The organism is Thermosporothrix sp. COM3 (assembly GCF_059696735.1).
This window is the reverse complement of the sequence record NZ_AP019376.1, coordinates 821,013-837,591: the sequence shown is the minus strand read 5'-3', so window position 1 is coordinate 837,591 and position 16,579 is coordinate 821,013. Positions and strand designations below refer to the sequence as shown.

Genomic DNA, 16,579 nt, shown 5'->3' with positions numbered 1-16,579 from the left:
CAGGATACCAGAACAAAAAATAGCCCTTTCGGGCCTGTACGCCCGTCACGCCAGTACAGAAAGGCACGCATCTCACTCAAGAGGAGCGGCGTCGCAAGAACTGGTACGTAACCCATATCGCGCCCAAAAACAACTCAACCAGACACGCGATCACAAGTATAGCCGATCCCACTATAATCATCCGCTGAGCCAATACCAGCTCACTCATAAAGAGAGCGCCGTTCATGACTGTTAGCAACGTCATCAGAAACATCAGAATGAGGATCATCAGGCGCTGAAGAAAAGAAGGCTCAGAGCGAGGGGGCTCAATCACCTTGCCATCGCGCATCTGGATCGCCGATTGATATTCGGCATCCTGCCGACGCTCAGCATAGAAACCGAGCCAGCCAAACACGCCGATCACGGCCCCAAACACGACCAGATACAACAGAGGAGAGAGGACAGGCGTCAGAGTATAGGAAGAGGCAGCAGCACCTACAAAAGAAAGAAAATAGACAGAGATAAACACACTGAGGACCAGAAGCACGAGGAGGGAACCAAGAGCGATGAGGAAACGATTGCGAGGCCAGCGAAACGATGGTTGCATGACAGGCTGCTGTACAAATTGTTGGGTAGCGGTGGGTTCTACCACTTCTGCCGCCTGTTCCTGATAGCCTTCCTCATAAAACTGCTGCATTCATTTTCTCCTTGCATAGACATCATCGATGATAGAGTAGATATACCCTGTTACTCATCATCATCCCACGCGGTCAGCTCGCACCGCATAGAGTCACAGATCCTTCTTTTGAAGAAATAGCACGCACACTAAGCTTACGGTCTCATAGCGAAAAAGAAAAGCTTTCTAGTAGCATTTTCCTACTCAATCCATTCAGCTCCATCGAAAAAATACCTGAAAAATCAGCACGCTGAAAAAGATACCCGGAAGATTCCTTGCAGCGCTCTCATTTCGAGATAAAACGGGGTGGAACACGAAATATTGAGAAAGCTCTACCTTGTTTTTATCCCGGCCTTGACGCATAATATAGGCTATGCAAAAGATAGAGCGCCTTGTTGCCATTACACTCTTGCTTCAGGCACGCGGAAAAATGACGGCTCAACGCCTCGCAAATATTTTAGGTACTTCTACCCGAACTATTTATCGAGACATCAATACCCTCTCGCTGGCACATGTCCCCATTTCTATGGATTATGGCCCGGGCGGCGGATACTATCTGCCCGAGGATTATCAGTTTGATTCGACGATTTTCACCCGAGAGGAAGCCGTCTCCCTGATCCTCAGCACCGACATCGCAGGCAATTATAGCCTCTTCGCCGGAGATGACGGGCTCCATCGAGCGCTCATCAAGCTGGAAGCAACGCTCCCGGAGGAATATCGTTCCGACGTTCGCGCCGCCCGGGAACGCATTCTCTTTGATACCAGCGCATGGTGTAGTGGCCCAAATAAAACAACCTATCTGGAAAGCATACGCTCGGCCCTGCTTGGAACCGTACAGATCGAGATTCGCTATCCCTGCATCTCCTGCGTGGATGGTGCGGGCGTCAAGTGGCGGCGCGTCGATCCCATCGGGCTGGTATTTAAAGGGGTTTCGCTGCGCCATATTCGCACGGGCGTCTGGTATCTCGTCGCATACTGCCACACCTGCAAGAAGTACCAGACCTTTCGCGTTGGCAATATCGAAAATTTGAAAGTTCTCGAACTACGAGCCGATCCACACCCCGATTTTGACCTGCAAACCTACTGGAAAAGTGAACGCGCCCTGATTGAAGGGTTTCAACAGCCGCTGACCATGCGCCTTGAGATCACGCCCGAGGCCAGGCAACGCCTTGAAGGTCGCTATACCATCCTCACCACCCAACCCAACGGAAGCATTGTGGTGCAGGTGCAGGCATCCTCAATCGAGTCAGCGGTTTCGTATGTCCTCTCGTTCGGTACTGATGCAACCGTGTTGGCCCCCGAAGAGGTCCGTGCGGCAGTCTCGCTCACCGCCCGCGCCATCGCCGAGAAATATCACTCGGCTGCCAAACGCAACGCCTCTTAATCTCCTCTTCCAGCGCACCACTTCCAGACGGACTGAACCTGAGCCCTGGAACATGCGTATTACTGAGAGAAGCAGCGCTCTTCTAGCTGCTTTTTCGTGCTTTCCCTGAAAAGCAGAAAAAATGATAGACTGTGATACATGAGCGCGCTACGGAAACGTGACTCAAAAGAACGTTGGAATGTCCTCAGTGGCACTCCTATCTGATATTTGTGCTTGCTCCGGCCCGTTCTGCCAGGAGAAAGATATGTCTGGAGATCAGGAATGGAATACCCGAGCGGAAAAAGAGCTTCATTCGGTCAACTATCAGTCACCCTTCTTTCCCTCTTCAGGGCGCTTGTTGTCTGGCTGCGCACCCACACCGCAAGCCCTCCCTGGCTCCCTGCCGTGTTTCAACGTCCACAAAGTGCCTGCTGCATTGCTCTGGGAGTGACAGCGGGCTCTTATTGCCTGCTTTCGCTTTTCTTTCCCGACTTCTCTCTTCTCTCTCTACTCCTTTTTCTGCTTCCCCCCGGGGGCACGCTCTTTCTCTGGGGAACAGGGCCCGCGCTGCTTGCCATCGTCACCGGAGAAATAACGCTCTTTCTCTGTTTCACCTGCCTGTTTCGTCCAGAAGCGTTCTATCAACTTGCTGAAAGCACAACGCTGCTGCTCTTGCTTGGTGGTATCGCGCTGGCCCAGAGCGAGGCGGAACGTCAGCAACTTGCGCAGAAGATCCAGCCTGCCCACACTGATGAGACGCAGACCCCCGACGAAGATACACTGACGATGATCAGCCATCGCCTGCGCTCCCTGCTGACCTCGTTGTCACTGAACACGCAGGTGCTTCAGGAAAGTCTGCAAGCGCCACCCAGTGCGCGCACGCTCCGTTTGTTGCAGCAGCGCTGCACTCGCTCCCTTGCACACATCAGCGCGTTGACGCTCACGCTGGACAATCTGGTTGAGACAATCCGCATCCAGACCGGCCAGCTGACGTACGATTTCACCGAATGTGATCTGACCGAGCTGCTGCGCTCTCTCCTTGAGGAACAGAGCAGGCTCCACCCTGATCATCATTTCCTGCTGTCCCTTGAACCCGAGTGCGATCAATTGCCCCTGTTCATTGATGAGGCGCGCATTTCGCTGGTCGTCCTGAACCTGCTCTCGAACGCGCTGCGCTTTGCTCCTGCCGATCAGCCAATCACGCTTTCGTTACACCGCGTTGAAACGGATCAGGTACACGTGCAGGTGCATGACGAGGGGCCCGGGCTACCGGGCTTCGAGCAGGAACGGATCTGGGAGCGCTTTTATTGCTCGGAATACATCCAGGCACTCCCCGGTTTCTCGCATGGTCTGGGTCTGGGATTGTATGTCACTCGTGTGATTATTGAAGGGCATGGTGGACAGGTTGGGGTTGAGAGCACCCCCGGCAAAGGGGCTACCTTCTGGTTTCAGCTCCCTCTTCATGCGCTATAATCTTGAACAGGAGAGCATATGTACCTGCTCAAGTGCATTCATGAAACCTGTCCCTGTCTCTTTCCCTCCAAAAAAGAAACAAGGGCCCTTTTGCTCTGTCATCTCAAGCCAACAATGGATAACATCAAAAACTCTTGATGGATGTTTGTATGAAGAAACAGCACCAATCGCGTGGGCGGCTTCCGCGCTTTCTCTTATGGTCACATGCACTGGGAGTCGCGGGATTCTATCTCTATAACTGGTGGCGCACCCTGCCGGGCAAAAATGACCATGTCTACCCGTTGCCCGCAGGCAAGCAGCCCGCACAACAGCCCTTTGTCTCGATTATCGTGCCAGCTCGCAACGAAGAGCTCAATATCCGTCGCTGCGTCGAATCGCTGCTTGAGCAGGATTATGAGCATTTTGAGGTCATCGTGGTGAATGACGGCTCGACCGACGCTACAGGCAAAATTCTTGAGGATATCGGGCGAAACCATCCGGCAGCAGCCGACCGGCTCTATGTCCTGCAATTGCGTGATCTGCCTGCCGGATGGACAGGCAAGCCGCACGCCATGCACAGCGGCGCCCAGGAGGCTCGCGGCGAATGGCTGCTCTTTACCGACGCCGATACCTATCATCAGTCATACGCGCTGCGAACCGCAGTGAACCAGGCGCTCAAGGAACGCATCGACCTCTACACGCTTGGTGTGGCACAGGAACTCCCGACGTTCTGGGAGAAAACGCTGATGCCCCTCGCCTATATGGGGATCAGTATGCTGTACCCGCCACGCAAGGTCAACAATCCAGGCAGCCCTATCGCGCTGGCAGCAGGACCATTTATCCTGATTCGGCGCAAGGTCTATGAGACGCTTGGCGGCTTTGCCCGGCCCGAACTCTGCAACACACTGGTTGATGATCTGATGCTGGCCCGCACCGTAAAAGAGAATGGCTACCGCATTCGTTTTCTAGATGGCCGGCAGCTTGTCAGTGTGCGCATGTATCGGAGCTTCCGGGAGATCTGGCGCGGCTGGCTGAAGAACTCCTATCTGGGCAATCGGGGCGGCGTCCCGTTCTTCTTTGTTCAGATTGTGGGGCTCTTTATGGTCACGGTGATGCCGTTCCTGTTGCCGCTGCTGCTCCTCTCGCGACGCTGGCGCAAGACGGCTCTGGCGGTCAGCCTCTGTGAGTTGTTGCCTCTGGGGCTCTATCGAAGCTGGCTCAATCAAAACACGGGCATTCCCGAACGCTACACCCTGACGCACCCGCTGGCAGGGCTGATCTTTATGGGAATTCTGGGACAATCGGGACTACGCATTCTGACGGGCAAGGGCGTTGAGTGGCGAGGACGCCGCTATCATGCCACACCGGAAGCGGAGCCCGTTCATCGATAGAAGAGAGCCTGTGGCACCTGTTTCGTGCCACGGCTCTTTTTTGTTAGTGACGAGAGCGCAATAGCTCATCCTCCGCTTTGTAATCAAACAGGCGTGGGTCAAGTCCCTGTGGTGGATTCGCGCGTTCCCAGGCTACAGTACGCCGAAGCGCCTCATCCAGCCCCACCGGCTCCTGATAGCCAAGTTCCACTCGAATACGCGAGGTATCGGTCACAATATCCTGATCGGTATTGACCGGGAAAAGCAATTGTGGTGGCATACTCTCTCGGGGGAACGTGACAATATCGCCCTGCCAGCCAACCACCTTCGCAAGCGTCTGGATCCAGTCGGCAAACGAAAGCGTGAACGGCTCACCAACGTTGTAGATGCGCCCGGCTGCCTGGTCTGAGGTGACAGCGAGCGCGATCGCCTCGGCCACATTCTCGACATACCCGCGCGTCCAGTGCCAGCGAGCAAGGCCCTTATCAAGCAGAATAGCGGGGCGCTGGTCATCCATCCGCTTCAAATGGAGATAGAGCCTGTGCTGCGTATCTCGCTCACCATAAACCATCGGCAGCCGCAGAATCGTACCCGCAAGCTCTGAAGCGCCCATCAGGACCCGCTCGGCAAGAATCTTGTCATATGCTCCCATATCAAACAAAGGATACTCTGTCTGCTTGCTGTTCGGGTCGCGATAGGGGTACAGCTTCTCGCGCAATGGCGAATCCTCGGTCAGGGGAACCGGCTCGATTGGTCCCGGCTCCGTCCCATGCAGCCGACCGTACGCACGGTACACATCCTGACTGCTGATCCCGACGACACGCCGGGCTATTCCGCGAATCGTCTCAACAAGGATACGGCTATCTCGGTCGGACCACGGCACCATATATAGCACGACATCGGGTGCCAGCTCGCGCAAGGTCTCGCGATACTCCGGGAGAGCCTCTACCGGCTGCCTGGTTGGATCACAATGAATATGTCGAACCTCTGCCGGGGTCTCGATCTCATGCTGTCCCCGATGGAAAAGGGTCAGTTCGTGACCGCGCTCATATAAACGACGTACCACAGACGGCCCAATAAAACCTGTACCGCCCAGGATCAATACACGCATGAAGGCGCTTCCTTTCAACTCTGGTAGTGTGATTCGATCACCTGACAGGTAGTATAAAGAGTGCCCAAAACGAACAGCAAGGGATCAGCTATGCTTGTAGCATAGGTCGCCCTTAAACTCGCTCATATGCGGAGTAAAGCCGCCATGCCGCTGTTACCATTTCTTCATTACTTCGTACCTGTCGCCTGCCTGGCAGCAACAGCGTGTGGGAAGGCATGTACACAGGGCAAGCAGGGTGCATAGAAAATCTGTCGGATATAATATCCGAGGAGTGCCTTTTTGCTCCCTGGTCAGCCCCTGAGAGAAGGTGGGTTAGCAATGGCTCAACAACCACACTCATCTGAGATAATGCACGGTGTTCCCGCAACACTTGAGGCTTTTGAGCGCCTTATCAGCGGCGAGCAACCATATCGTTACGAACTGATCAATTACGATCCCCGAACACGATCCGGGATCATTATCGATATGACCGGCTCCAGTTGGAGTCATGGCGAGCTAACGAGTCACTTTTTAGTTGACCTTGCCAGTCAGCTCCGCCGCGGCGGTCCCTGCTCTGTACAGGCAGGGCGACATGTTTTTATCCCCGATAACCAGCCGCCCGTCATTCCCGATGTGGTCGTCACCTGTGATCTGGGGGATCGCAAGCCCGGAAAGAAGGGCATTTCTCCGCTCATCGTCATTGAGGTGCTCTCTCCAAGCACGGAGCACTACGACAGAACCGAGAAGTTCGAGCGGTATAAACGCTGTGCCAGCCTGCAAGTCTTCATCCTGGCAAGTCAGGGCAAGCAGCAAATCGAGGTCTATCGCCGCGACACTGATTGGAAGCAGGAAATATATGAAGCCGGGACCATACAGCTTGAGGTCCTTGATCTGGAACTGGACGTTGACATGCTGTATCAGGGAGTGCTTTAACACTCCCTGCCACAAGTGCCCATTGCTCTACAGGCTCTTCAGAACAAAAGGCTCTCTTTCAGCAGATGCCTTATTCATATGGAGCACAAAGCCGCCGTGCCGCTGTTACCATCTCTTCATTACTTCGTGCCTGTCGCCCATCTGGCAGCAACAGCGTATCCTCAAGCCCGATGCGCGAGGCCAACCCCCGCCGCGCCGCCTCTTCGAGCAGTGGCCAGGCCGTTCGCTCAAATCCGTGCAACAGAATCTGACAGGTCACGCTGCCCGCTTCCAGCAGCCGCAACATCTCCGAGGTCACATGCAGCGCCTCGGGAAGCTCCTGTTCCTCCGGTTCCAGCAACACACGTACCGAACTCGAGGCCAATCCCGAGCGTAGCAGCAATCGAGCATCCTCACTGCTCCCCAGGCCTGGCTCGATTCCGATACCCCGTTCAAGCAGCGTCATGCAGAGCTCGACCGCTCCCGGCTCCACGAAATTGACCGAGGCAAAATCAGGCAGGACCGTCCAGGAACGAACGAGCTCCAGACGCCGCGCCGGGTCCGGCTCTATCCAGCTTGCGGTACTGATTCCAAGAGGAACCCCAGGACAACGAGCGCGAATCGTGGTCAACGTGCGAGCAACGTCGTCAGGATCGAGCGTCTGTGTGCCATCTGCCGCACGCACATGCAGATGCACTGCCTGTACCCCTGCTGCTACCGTCTGTATAGTATCCTGCGCAAGCTGCTCAGGCGTCAGCGGGACCGTGGGATGTTCCCCCGCAGTCCGGCTTCCGTTCAAACAGGCTTTGAGAAACATATGATTTCTACGTCCTTTCTTCATAGAATACTGATTGCGAGTTCGCTATCCTATACGTTATACTAGCAGCAAATCAGGACAAAATAGAGCACATTTTTACCCAATAGAAGGAGAGGGCAGACGGGTACAGAAGATGAAGAGAGGAATCGTTATTCATAGCCCCCGTTCGGGCCGTTCAGCACAACTGAATCAGGCTCTTGAGGCGCTCCAACAGAACAACATCGACGTCGTAGACCACTTTCCCATAACTGAGCTGGACACGCTTCCAAAGCAGGGCCAGAAATGGCAGGAAGAGGGAATTGAGCTTGTCATTGCAGCCGGAGGGGATGGTCTGGTAGGCGGCGTGACGGCTCACCTGGTCAACACGCAGCTCCCGCTCGGGATTATCCCGCTTGGCACCGCCAACGATGTCGCGCGCACGGTTGGCATTCCTATTGATCCGGTTCGTGCCGCAGAAGTGGTTGCAACAGGCATTATCAAAAAGATTGATCTGGGCGTGGCACAGCCCGCAGAGCAACAGCCGCACCCCACAGAGAACATCGTCATCCCCCCGCAGGAGAAGATGTACTTCACTCACGCGTTAACCGTCGGGCTGAATGTCGCATTTGCTCGGCTGGCAACCAACCGCGATATACGTCAGCAGTTCGGCCCGATGACCTATCCCGTCGCCGTGATGGAGGCAGTGCGCAACTACTCGCCGATCAATGTGGTGATACAGTTGAAAGGTGTAGCCTACCATCCCACGCCGGGCGCACCGCTCGAAATCTACAGCAAACCCGTCATGCTCCGCTGTCGGGCCGCACAGGCAACCGTCGTCAACGCCCCCATTTTCTGGGGCATGTTGCAAGCAACCGTGCCCGGAGTCAGCCTGCAAGATCGCTTGCTTGATGTCGTGGTAGTCGAAGATATCAGCCTCGATCAATTGATGTTCCGTGTGGCTCGCTTCTTCACCCGGCAGGACCATCAGCCCCCCAATGAACAGAGCTGGCATGCACAATACCCCGAACTGCTGGCAGCCGAATTGACCGACGTTCCTGGCATTCACCACTTCAAGGCAAAGAGCGTGACCATCGACGTTGAGGGAGCGCCACATGACGCCACACTTGACGGGGAAGTACGTGGACAGACCCCCATTTTTGCCCGGGTCGCCGATGAAAATATCTCATTAATCGTGCCGGCCACAGCGACTATTCAATAATGAGCTGGGAGGAGAGGAAGCGGTTATCTTCCTCTCCACACCTGTTCAGGAGACCAATTCACGCTCGGCCAGCAGATCCGCGAGTTCCTGGACGGTCTCCACAATATAGGTGGGCCGGGCTGACTCAAGTTCCTGGGCCGTGCCATACCCATACTTAACCGCGATCGAGTCCAGGCCGTTTTTCTGCGCTCCCACAATATCGAACTCTCGGTCTCCAATCATAACAATCTCGGTCTTGTCATACAGTGAACGTTCTGTCAGGACATGCGCTATGACCTCACTCTTCTTGACTCGTGAGCCATCAAGCTCGCTCCCCGCAATATACTCGAAATACGGAGAAAGCTGGAAGTGATCCAGAATGCGCAGTGCAAACGTCGTCGGTTTTGAGGTTGCCACCATCAGACGCGTTCCCTGCATCTGGAGCTCTTGCAGCAACTCGACAATACCAGGGAAAACCGCGTTCTCAAACAATCCGCGCACAGCAAAGTATTCACGGTAGAACTCGACAGCCTGTCGCGCCTGTCTATCGTCCATTCCATAAAAGTATTGAAATGAATCGCTCAAAGGAGGCCCAATAAAGGGGACTAACGAATCAAGATCATTTTCAACAATCCCCATGCGTTTCAGAGCATGCTGAACAGAACGAGTAATGCCCGGTTTGGGATCAGTCAACGTTCCATCGAGGTCAAAGAGAAGCACTCGGTATGGCTTCATAGCAGGTAAATCCTTTCCTCGCCTATCTTCAAAACATCCGGGTAGTGCCTGCGTGAAGTTGAGGAACCCCCTCCGCCATACCCACCAGAAAAAAAGTATGTCCTCATTGCCGGCTTGCTCGATTTGGCAAGTCAAACCATGCGGGCAGTCTAGCACCCTGTTTCACCGCGCCGCCACAGCAAAGCATTCACGCAGCAAAGCTAGAGCCAAAGCGTGTATTCTATGGCACATACAAGGCCACATTGTAGCACCAGCCTCTACACCGACGCAAACATGATGTTCCCCTCCCTCTTTCCTGTCATATAATTCCCGTCAGTATAAGTATACCCTATTTTTCTTCTCTATTACAGTATTTATCTCTTCTTGATCGCTCTCAAGCCAGATGAGCAGCGTTGTTATTGCCCCTAAAAATTTCTAATCCCGATAGAGAGGTATTTACCTTTCTGTTGATCAGCGAGCGCTGGCGCAAGCCAGGCTAAAGCTGTGAGTTTTGCAGTATTTATAGAACAGGAAACCACAAAAAAGCGACGAAGAAAGCCTTCGCCGCTTCTCTACCTGCTTGCTTAAAGCTCGGTTGTCAGCCGCATGACCGGGCGCGGCCGTGGAGTTTGCTCATCAGAGAAGTGGTAAGCAACGCCGCGCTCTGCCGCCAGCTTGCGCCAGTGAGAAACCAACTCGTGTAGCTCCATCAGCCGGGTCTCAGCATTCTCGCACCAGGGACGTAAGCGCTGATACGGGAAATCAGGCGAGCTCCAGACCTCCCGGAACAGTTGACGCATCTCATCCTCATGCATTGCCTCATTCATCGCGGACAGATTCTGCTCAAGCTGCGCCATAAGCACCTGGAAGCGCACCCAACGATGCTGCTCCATATCGAACTCAGTAAGCAACTGACCGGCCCGGCGCCCCTTCTCCACAATCGCCTTGATGGTTGCCGGAGGCATATTCAGATTCATGCCGCCCTCATCGTCGCTCAATCTGATCTGTACGATACGCTCACGGTAGCTTGGAAGCGCTGCTTGCAGGGTATCACGATAGCCAAGCCCGGTACCGATCACCGCCGACAGAAACGAGTCGATGCCTTCGAGCTCGTTCCATTCAGGATCCTGAAGCTCCTGCGGATGCGGCAGATGCACATCATCGCGCTCGTCAAGCAGGGTTTTCCGATTCGGTCGATGGTCAAGGGCAGAGAACAACTGCCTGCGCAGGCGCCTGCGTGGGCTCCCCTGATCCATCTTGACAAAGTGCTCTTTTGAGAGTGATAGCAGATTAATACCAAACGTCGGATAATGCGGGAACCAGGAATCAAAAAACTCAATTGGGAAATTGCTACAGATGCCGCCATCACTGAACCAGTTCTGCTGCAAATCGGCAGGCTCAAGCCGCTCCCTGTCACCCCGCAACAGCTCTTGCAGGGCAGATGAACGGATGGTATAGAAGGGCAACGCGCTGAGCAGCAATGGGAAGCTCAGACTCAGACGCATGGCAACCAGCACCGGAAGCTGCTCTTTTTCAGGCAGAAAGTGGTAGCCCTCAGGGAGCGCCAGCGCCGAAAGCTCGTTATCGCCGTCAAAGCGGCCCGCATACTGCACCATATGCGCAACGATAGGTTCCGGGAAGTAGCGCCGCATCTCATCAGCACAGAAGATGAAGCCCTTCAGTTCGTTGGGCAACACATAGGGTCGGCCCTGGCTCAGGTTGGTTGTGACCATGCTTAATTCAATGCTCTCTGGCTTGCCGGCCTCGTCACGACGGCCCCGATTGCGTTTGAGATCGCCAAAGGTCAGCACCGTCTCGCGTCCCCCGGCAAGCATACCATCCAGACAGCGGGCAAGCCAGTTCATCAGCACCCGCTCGTCGCCGGAAGGGGAGTAGCCGGAACAGATGCCATACCCATGTTGTGGAAGCTGCCGCAATGCGTGGAGGATCCCACCAATCTGCAAGCCAACCAGTCCGAACACCAGCCCGAGCACCAGCCAGACACTCCAGAACACCGTTTGATGCCAGAGAGCCCCGCTGCGATCAAACAGCGAGATCAACCCGAGCACAATCAAGGCACAGAGCCCTGCCAGCAGCACGCCACCCACCAGCCCAAACAGCACACCTCGGGACAGGACAGGATAGCGAACCCACCAGAGGAAGAAGAGCCGCCACACACCAGACCACAAGCGCCGCGGCGGACGCTGCTTCTTATCCGCCGTTGCCGAAGGCGCGACAGGGGGGAAAAACGCATCAACAATCGTCATCAGCGGACGCGTTTCACGCTCGGGCTGAAAGAGGTTGCGCAGGTTTCGCCCGGAGCCAAGCCACTGCCCCATCTTTTCCACATACTCGAAACCGCCCTGATCGCGGCAATATTCTGCCGCCGCCGCAATTGTGGCCGCGATAGCCCCGGCAGAGGTGCCGCCAATTTTGCGCAGAATGTACCGATCCTTCAACTGCAAGATTACCGGAGGATATACAATCCCGCTTGTAATCCCGCCTTTCATCACAAGATCGCATTTTTGGAGTGGTCTCATAAGTCACCATAAGCCTTTCAACACATCAACTCCATACTACTTTAGCCTATTACCTATGGGACGCACAATACTAAACGTGCAGGCCCTGCCTTTTTGGCGCATCGATTTTTCATCTGCGAATATCTGGACGTGTCGTCTGCGCGCTGCTGCTCCCGAGGAGGAGTTATTCGGACAGGCGCGTTCGGGAGCCGTGCAGCCACACCTGTCAACCGGACCGATGGCGTTGTATCGAAACATGGCCCTCGCGGCTCTTTCCACCTCTAAGAATCTTTTTCAGACGGGAAAGCAGCGGGAGCGCCCGGGAAGCGGGTTTACAGGTCAGGGAGAGGGAGTCAGGGAAAGGGAGTAGGAATCATTACCCGGGGGTATCGCCAGCCCTTGCCATATAGGATATAATAGAGGCTTAGGGGAAATTGTGTTATCGAGCTTTTCACAGAAGTCAAACCAGAGCGCCTGCAAAGGGTCGCTCATGGCTGTGCATGACCTGATCGGGCACTCACCTCACTACCCAAAAAAGGAGAAGACCCGCAGGTTTCCCCTTACAGGTCTTTGTTTGTTTCTATTATAGCATACTTTTGAGAAAAAAACATCGTCCGAAAGTACGGTGTTTTTTGTGACGTTTGAGGGTATCATTAAGCAGGGCAACTGTGGCGTCATGAACACACAAAAATTTCCAAGGAACCCGCGTTCTCCTGGTCCTGAAGGACAGGGGGAGCGTTTCATGATGTTTTGCAGAGCCTCTTTTTATCTCTCCTCCGGTCACAAAGCGTTTGCATCTTGAAGGTCAGGAACCAACAGGAGCTTCTTTATTATAGAAGAGAAGAGAACTCACCGTAATCGCATGAGCTTACACCTTTCATTTCACGCTGTTGAGAGGCTTGCATCTCTGTGTCTCTCGTACGCTTTCAATTCCGGCAACTAGGTTAAAGGAGAACATCTACATGGCAGTAAGTGTAAAAACTCCTATTCTCCCTGAACGAGTCTCGTTCGCCCGCATTCCCGAAATCCGGCCAATGCCGAATCTTATCCAGATTCAGATAGACTCTTTTGAGTGGTTTAAGCAGGAGGGCTTGAAGGAACTCTTTGAGGAAATTTCCCCCATTGAGGACTTCACCGGCAAGAATCTGAGTCTGGAATTTATCGTTCCTCCTGAGCCATTCGGCAAGCCGAAATATTCGGAGGATGAATGCCGCGAACGCGATGCGACCTATGCCGCGCCTCTCACAGTTAAGGCACGCTTAATTAACAAAGAGACAGGCGAGATCATCGAAAAAGATGTGTTCATGGGAGACTTTCCGCTGATGACAAAGGCCGGTACCTTTATTATTAACGGTGCCGAACGTGTTGTCGTCAGCCAGCTTGTCCGCTCTCCCGGCGTGTATTACACGGTTGATGAGGATGCCACCACAGGGAAGCGGCTCTTTGCCGCGAAGGTCATTCCGAATCACGGGGCGTGGTTGGAGTTTGAAACCAGCAATAAAAATCTGCTCTCCGTCAAAATTGACCGCAAGCGTAAGATTCCAGTCACGACGCTGCTACGCGCCATCGGTTCGCTGGCAAAAGAGCAGTGGCATTCTGAAGAGGTCAACCTTGCCACCGATCAGGGTATCCTCGATGCCTTTGCAGAAGTAGACAACAATCCAAATATTCGCTATATTCAGGCCACGCTGGACCGCGATCCAGTGAAGACCGAAGAAGAGGCACTGCTTGAGCTCTACAAGCGCCTGCGCCCGGGCGATCCTGCCACGCTGGACAATGCCCGCTCGCTGGTGCGCAACCTCTTCTTTAATGCGCGCCGCTATGATCTGGGCAAGGTTGGTCGCTACAAGCTCAACCGCAAGCTCGATCTGTCCACACCGCAGAGCTACCGCATTCTGACACTGGACGATATCGTGAACATCGTGCGCCGCCTGATCGCACTGAACAATGGCCGTGGGCGCCCCGATGACATCGACCATCTGGGGAATCGCCGCGTGCGCAGCGTCGGTGAGCTGATTCAGGCTCAGTTCCGTGTTGGCTTGCAGCGTATGGAGCGCGTCGTCAAAGAGCGCATGAGCATTCAGGAGCCCGATCAGGCCACACCGAACGCGCTGATCAACATCCGTCCGGTTGTTGCCTCGATCCGCGAGTTCTTCGGTGGTAGCCCACTCTCGCAGTTCATGGACCAGGTGAACGTGCTCTCCGAGATCGACAACAAGCGCCGTCTCTCCGCAATGGGTCCTGGCGGTCTTTCGCGTGAGCGCGCAAGCTTCGAGGTTCGTGACGTTCACTCGTCGCACTATGGCCGTATCTGTCCGATTGAGACGTCGGAAGGTGCAAACATTGGTCTGATCAGCAACCTTGCAACCTATGGACAGATCAATGACTATGGCTTCATTGAGACGCCATACCGCAAGGTCTATAAGCGCATCGCCGCCAATGATCGCCGCCTGATTGGCCACGAGCTACAGGGTATCTATGGACGCGAGCGCGAAGACATCGTCACTGCCGATGGCGAGGTGCTGTACAAGGCCCGCACGCCGGTACGCGTGACGCCGGAACTGTTCGAGAAGCTTTCGGCACTCCTCGGTAGCACACAGGTGAAAGTGCGCCCGTTCGTCACTGAGGAAATCGAGTACCACACCGCCGACGATGAGGAGAACTTCTACATCGCCCAGGCAAACGCGGTTCTGACCGAGAACAACGAGTTCGCCGAGGCTCGCGTGCTTGCCCGCTATGGTGGTGATATCGTTGAGGTTTCGTCCTCCGTCATTGACTATATGGACGTCTCGCCACGCCAGACCGTCAGTGTTGCCAGTGCCCTGATCCCCTGTCTGGAACACGACGACGTGAACCGAGCACTGATGGGTGCGAACATGCAGCGTCAGGCCGTGCCTCTGCTGCGCCCGCAGGCTCCGATCGTCGGTACGGGTATTGAGCGTCAGGTTGCGATCGATTCCGGTCAGGTCGTTGTGGCTGAGGAAGCCGGTGAAGTGGTTTCGTCCACAGCCAAAAAGATCGAGATCATCGACGAGCATGGCAAGCTGCACACTCACGTGCTGCGCAAGTATGCCCGCTCGAACAACGGCACCTGCATCAACCAGCGCCCGATTGTCAAGAAGGGTGACTATGTCTCGAAGGGTCAGGTTATCGCCGACAACTCCTCGACGGAAGATGGCGAACTGGCTCTGGGTCAGAACATTCTGGTTGCCTTTATGAGCTGGGAAGGTGGTAACTTCGAGGACGCGATCCTGATCAGTGAGCGTATCGTGCGCGAAGACCTCTTCACGTCAATCCACATTGACGAGTACGAAACGGAGGCCCGCGACACCAAGCTTGGTCCCGAAGAGATCACCCGCGATATTCCGAACGTCGGTGAGGAGGCGCTGCGCCACCTTGACGAGCGCGGTATTGTCTATGTCGGCGCGGAAGTTGGCCCACAGGATATTCTGGTTGGTAAGATCACACCAAAAGGTGAGACCGAGCTGACCGCAGAAGAGAAACTCCTGCGTGCAATCTTCGGTGAGAAGGCCCGCGAAGTAAAAGACACCTCGCTGCGTCTGCCTCACGGTGAGCATGGTAAGGTCATTTCGGTCAAGGTCTTCTCGCGTCAGGCTGGCGATGAGCTCTCCCCTGGTGTCAATCAGGTGGTCCGCGTAAGCGTCGCCCAGAAACGAAAGATCGGTACTGGCGACAAGATGGCCGGACGCCACGGAAATAAGGGTGTTATCTCGCGCGTGCTGCCGGTTGAGGACATGCCGTTCCTGCCCGATGGCACCCCGGTCGATATCATTCTGAACCCGCTTGGTGTGCCTCACCGTATGAATATCGGTCAGATCATGGAGACCCATCTTGGTTGGGCCGCGCATGAACTCGGGTTGAAAGTCGCAACCCCGGTCTTCGATGGCGCAACCGAAGAGGATATCATTGAGCTCCTCAAGCGTGCTGGACTCCCTGAGAGTGGTAAGGTTCAGTTGTATGATGGTCGTACCGGTGAGCCGTTTGATCACCCGATCACGGTCGGTTACACCTACATGCTCAAGCTAGCCCACCTTGTCGAAGATAAGGTTCACGCCCGCTCGACTGGCCCGTACAGCTTGATCACCCAGCAGCCGCTCGGTGGTAAAGCCCAGTTCGGTGGTCAGCGCTTCGGTGAGATGGAAGTCTGGGCCCTTGAAGCTTATGGCGCAGCCCATACGCTTCAGGAGATCCTGACCGTGAAGTCCGACGATACCGTCGGTCGTGTGAAGACCTATGAGGCCATCGTGAAGGGTGAGCAGATTGTGGAGCCCGGTGTGCCCGAATCCTTCAAGGTTCTGGTCAAAGAGCTTCAGGCGCTCGCCATTAACGTTGAGGTCCTGAATGAGGACGAGCAGAAGATCCAGTTCGTGGAAGATACCTCACGAGACGGTCTGCCCGATCTCGGTATCAACCTTTCTGGCTTCGAGCTCGATCACTAAATCTGATAGGTAGAAAACAAGGCCGCCTTCGTTCTTTGCGGAGGCGGCTT

Annotated in this window: 12 protein-coding genes; 7 read left to right on the top strand and 5 right to left on the bottom strand. The window is 54.9% G+C overall.

The features are described from left to right. Window positions 1–76 precede the first annotated feature (76 nt). Entirely contained in the window at window positions 77–676 is a 600-nt protein-coding gene (locus KTH_RS03595) for a hypothetical protein (protein ID WP_497616478.1), read from the bottom strand. Between the two features lie 352 nt (window positions 677–1,028). On the opposite strand from KTH_RS03595, the gene KTH_RS03590 reads away from it, so the two are divergent. The 3 genes from KTH_RS03590 (at window position 1,029) to KTH_RS03580 (ending at window position 4,861) form a co-directional block, all read left to right on the top strand. After that, entirely contained in the window at window positions 1,029–2,039 is a 1,011-nt protein-coding gene (locus tag KTH_RS03590) for a helix-turn-helix transcriptional regulator (protein WP_111323884.1), read from the top strand. Between the two features lie 261 nt (window positions 2,040–2,300). Continuing rightward, window positions 2,301–3,491, top strand: a complete 1,191-nt coding sequence (locus tag KTH_RS03585) for a sensor histidine kinase (RefSeq protein ID WP_497616477.1) — start codon at window positions 2,301–2,303, stop codon at window positions 3,489–3,491. 149 nt (window positions 3,492–3,640) lie between these two features. Then, complete coding sequence (locus KTH_RS03580) at window positions 3,641–4,861, top strand: glycosyltransferase (protein ID WP_170142711.1); 1,221 nt, start codon at window positions 3,641–3,643, stop codon at window positions 4,859–4,861. A gap of 43 nt (window positions 4,862–4,904) precedes the next feature. On the opposite strand, the gene KTH_RS03575 is transcribed toward KTH_RS03580, so the two are convergent. After that, window positions 4,905–5,951 carry an NAD-dependent epimerase/dehydratase family protein gene (locus KTH_RS03575; protein ID WP_111323887.1) on the bottom strand — a complete coding sequence of 349 codons (1,047 nt, stop codon included), beginning with the start codon at window positions 5,949–5,951 and terminating at the stop codon, window positions 4,905–4,907. A gap of 318 nt (window positions 5,952–6,269) precedes the next feature. Here KTH_RS03575 and KTH_RS03570 point away from each other — a divergent pair, with 318 nt between their 5' ends. Continuing rightward, window positions 6,270–6,863, top strand: a complete 594-nt coding sequence (locus tag KTH_RS03570) for a Uma2 family endonuclease (RefSeq protein ID WP_111323888.1) — start codon at window positions 6,270–6,272, stop codon at window positions 6,861–6,863. Between the two features lie 70 nt (window positions 6,864–6,933). Here the strand turns inward: KTH_RS03570 and KTH_RS03565 are convergent, their stop codons facing one another. Further along, a complete protein-coding gene (locus tag KTH_RS03565; RefSeq protein ID WP_111323889.1) occupies window positions 6,934–7,659 on the bottom strand; it encodes a 3-keto-5-aminohexanoate cleavage protein in 726 nt (241 codons plus the stop codon). Window positions 7,660–7,792: 133 nt separating this feature from the next. Here KTH_RS03565 and KTH_RS03560 point away from each other — a divergent pair, with 133 nt between their 5' ends. Next, complete coding sequence (locus KTH_RS03560; RefSeq protein ID WP_111323890.1) at window positions 7,793–8,857, top strand: diacylglycerol/lipid kinase family protein; 1,065 nt, start codon at window positions 7,793–7,795, stop codon at window positions 8,855–8,857. A gap of 45 nt (window positions 8,858–8,902) precedes the next feature. Here KTH_RS03560 and KTH_RS03555 read toward each other — a convergent pair whose 3' ends face one another. Together KTH_RS03555 and KTH_RS03550 are read right to left on the bottom strand one after the other, a co-directional pair. After that, entirely contained in the window at window positions 8,903–9,571 is a 669-nt protein-coding gene (locus tag KTH_RS03555; protein WP_111323891.1) for an HAD family hydrolase, read from the bottom strand. 563 nt (window positions 9,572–10,134) lie between these two features. Continuing rightward, a complete protein-coding gene (locus KTH_RS03550) occupies window positions 10,135–12,090 on the bottom strand; it encodes a hypothetical protein (protein ID WP_497616474.1) in 1,956 nt (651 codons plus the stop codon). Between the two features lie 55 nt (window positions 12,091–12,145). Between KTH_RS03550 and KTH_RS03545 the strand changes: the two genes are divergently transcribed. Both KTH_RS03545 and rpoB read left to right on the top strand, forming a co-directional pair. Then, the gene (locus KTH_RS03545) at window positions 12,146–12,439 is read left to right on the top strand and encodes a hypothetical protein (RefSeq protein ID WP_497616472.1); all 294 of its coding nucleotides are present in this window, start codon (window positions 12,146–12,148) and stop codon (window positions 12,437–12,439) included. A gap of 592 nt (window positions 12,440–13,031) precedes the next feature. After that, a complete protein-coding gene (rpoB, locus tag KTH_RS03540; RefSeq protein WP_111323894.1) occupies window positions 13,032–16,529 on the top strand; it encodes a DNA-directed RNA polymerase subunit beta in 3,498 nt (1,165 codons plus the stop codon). Window positions 16,530–16,579: the final 50 nt, after the last annotated feature.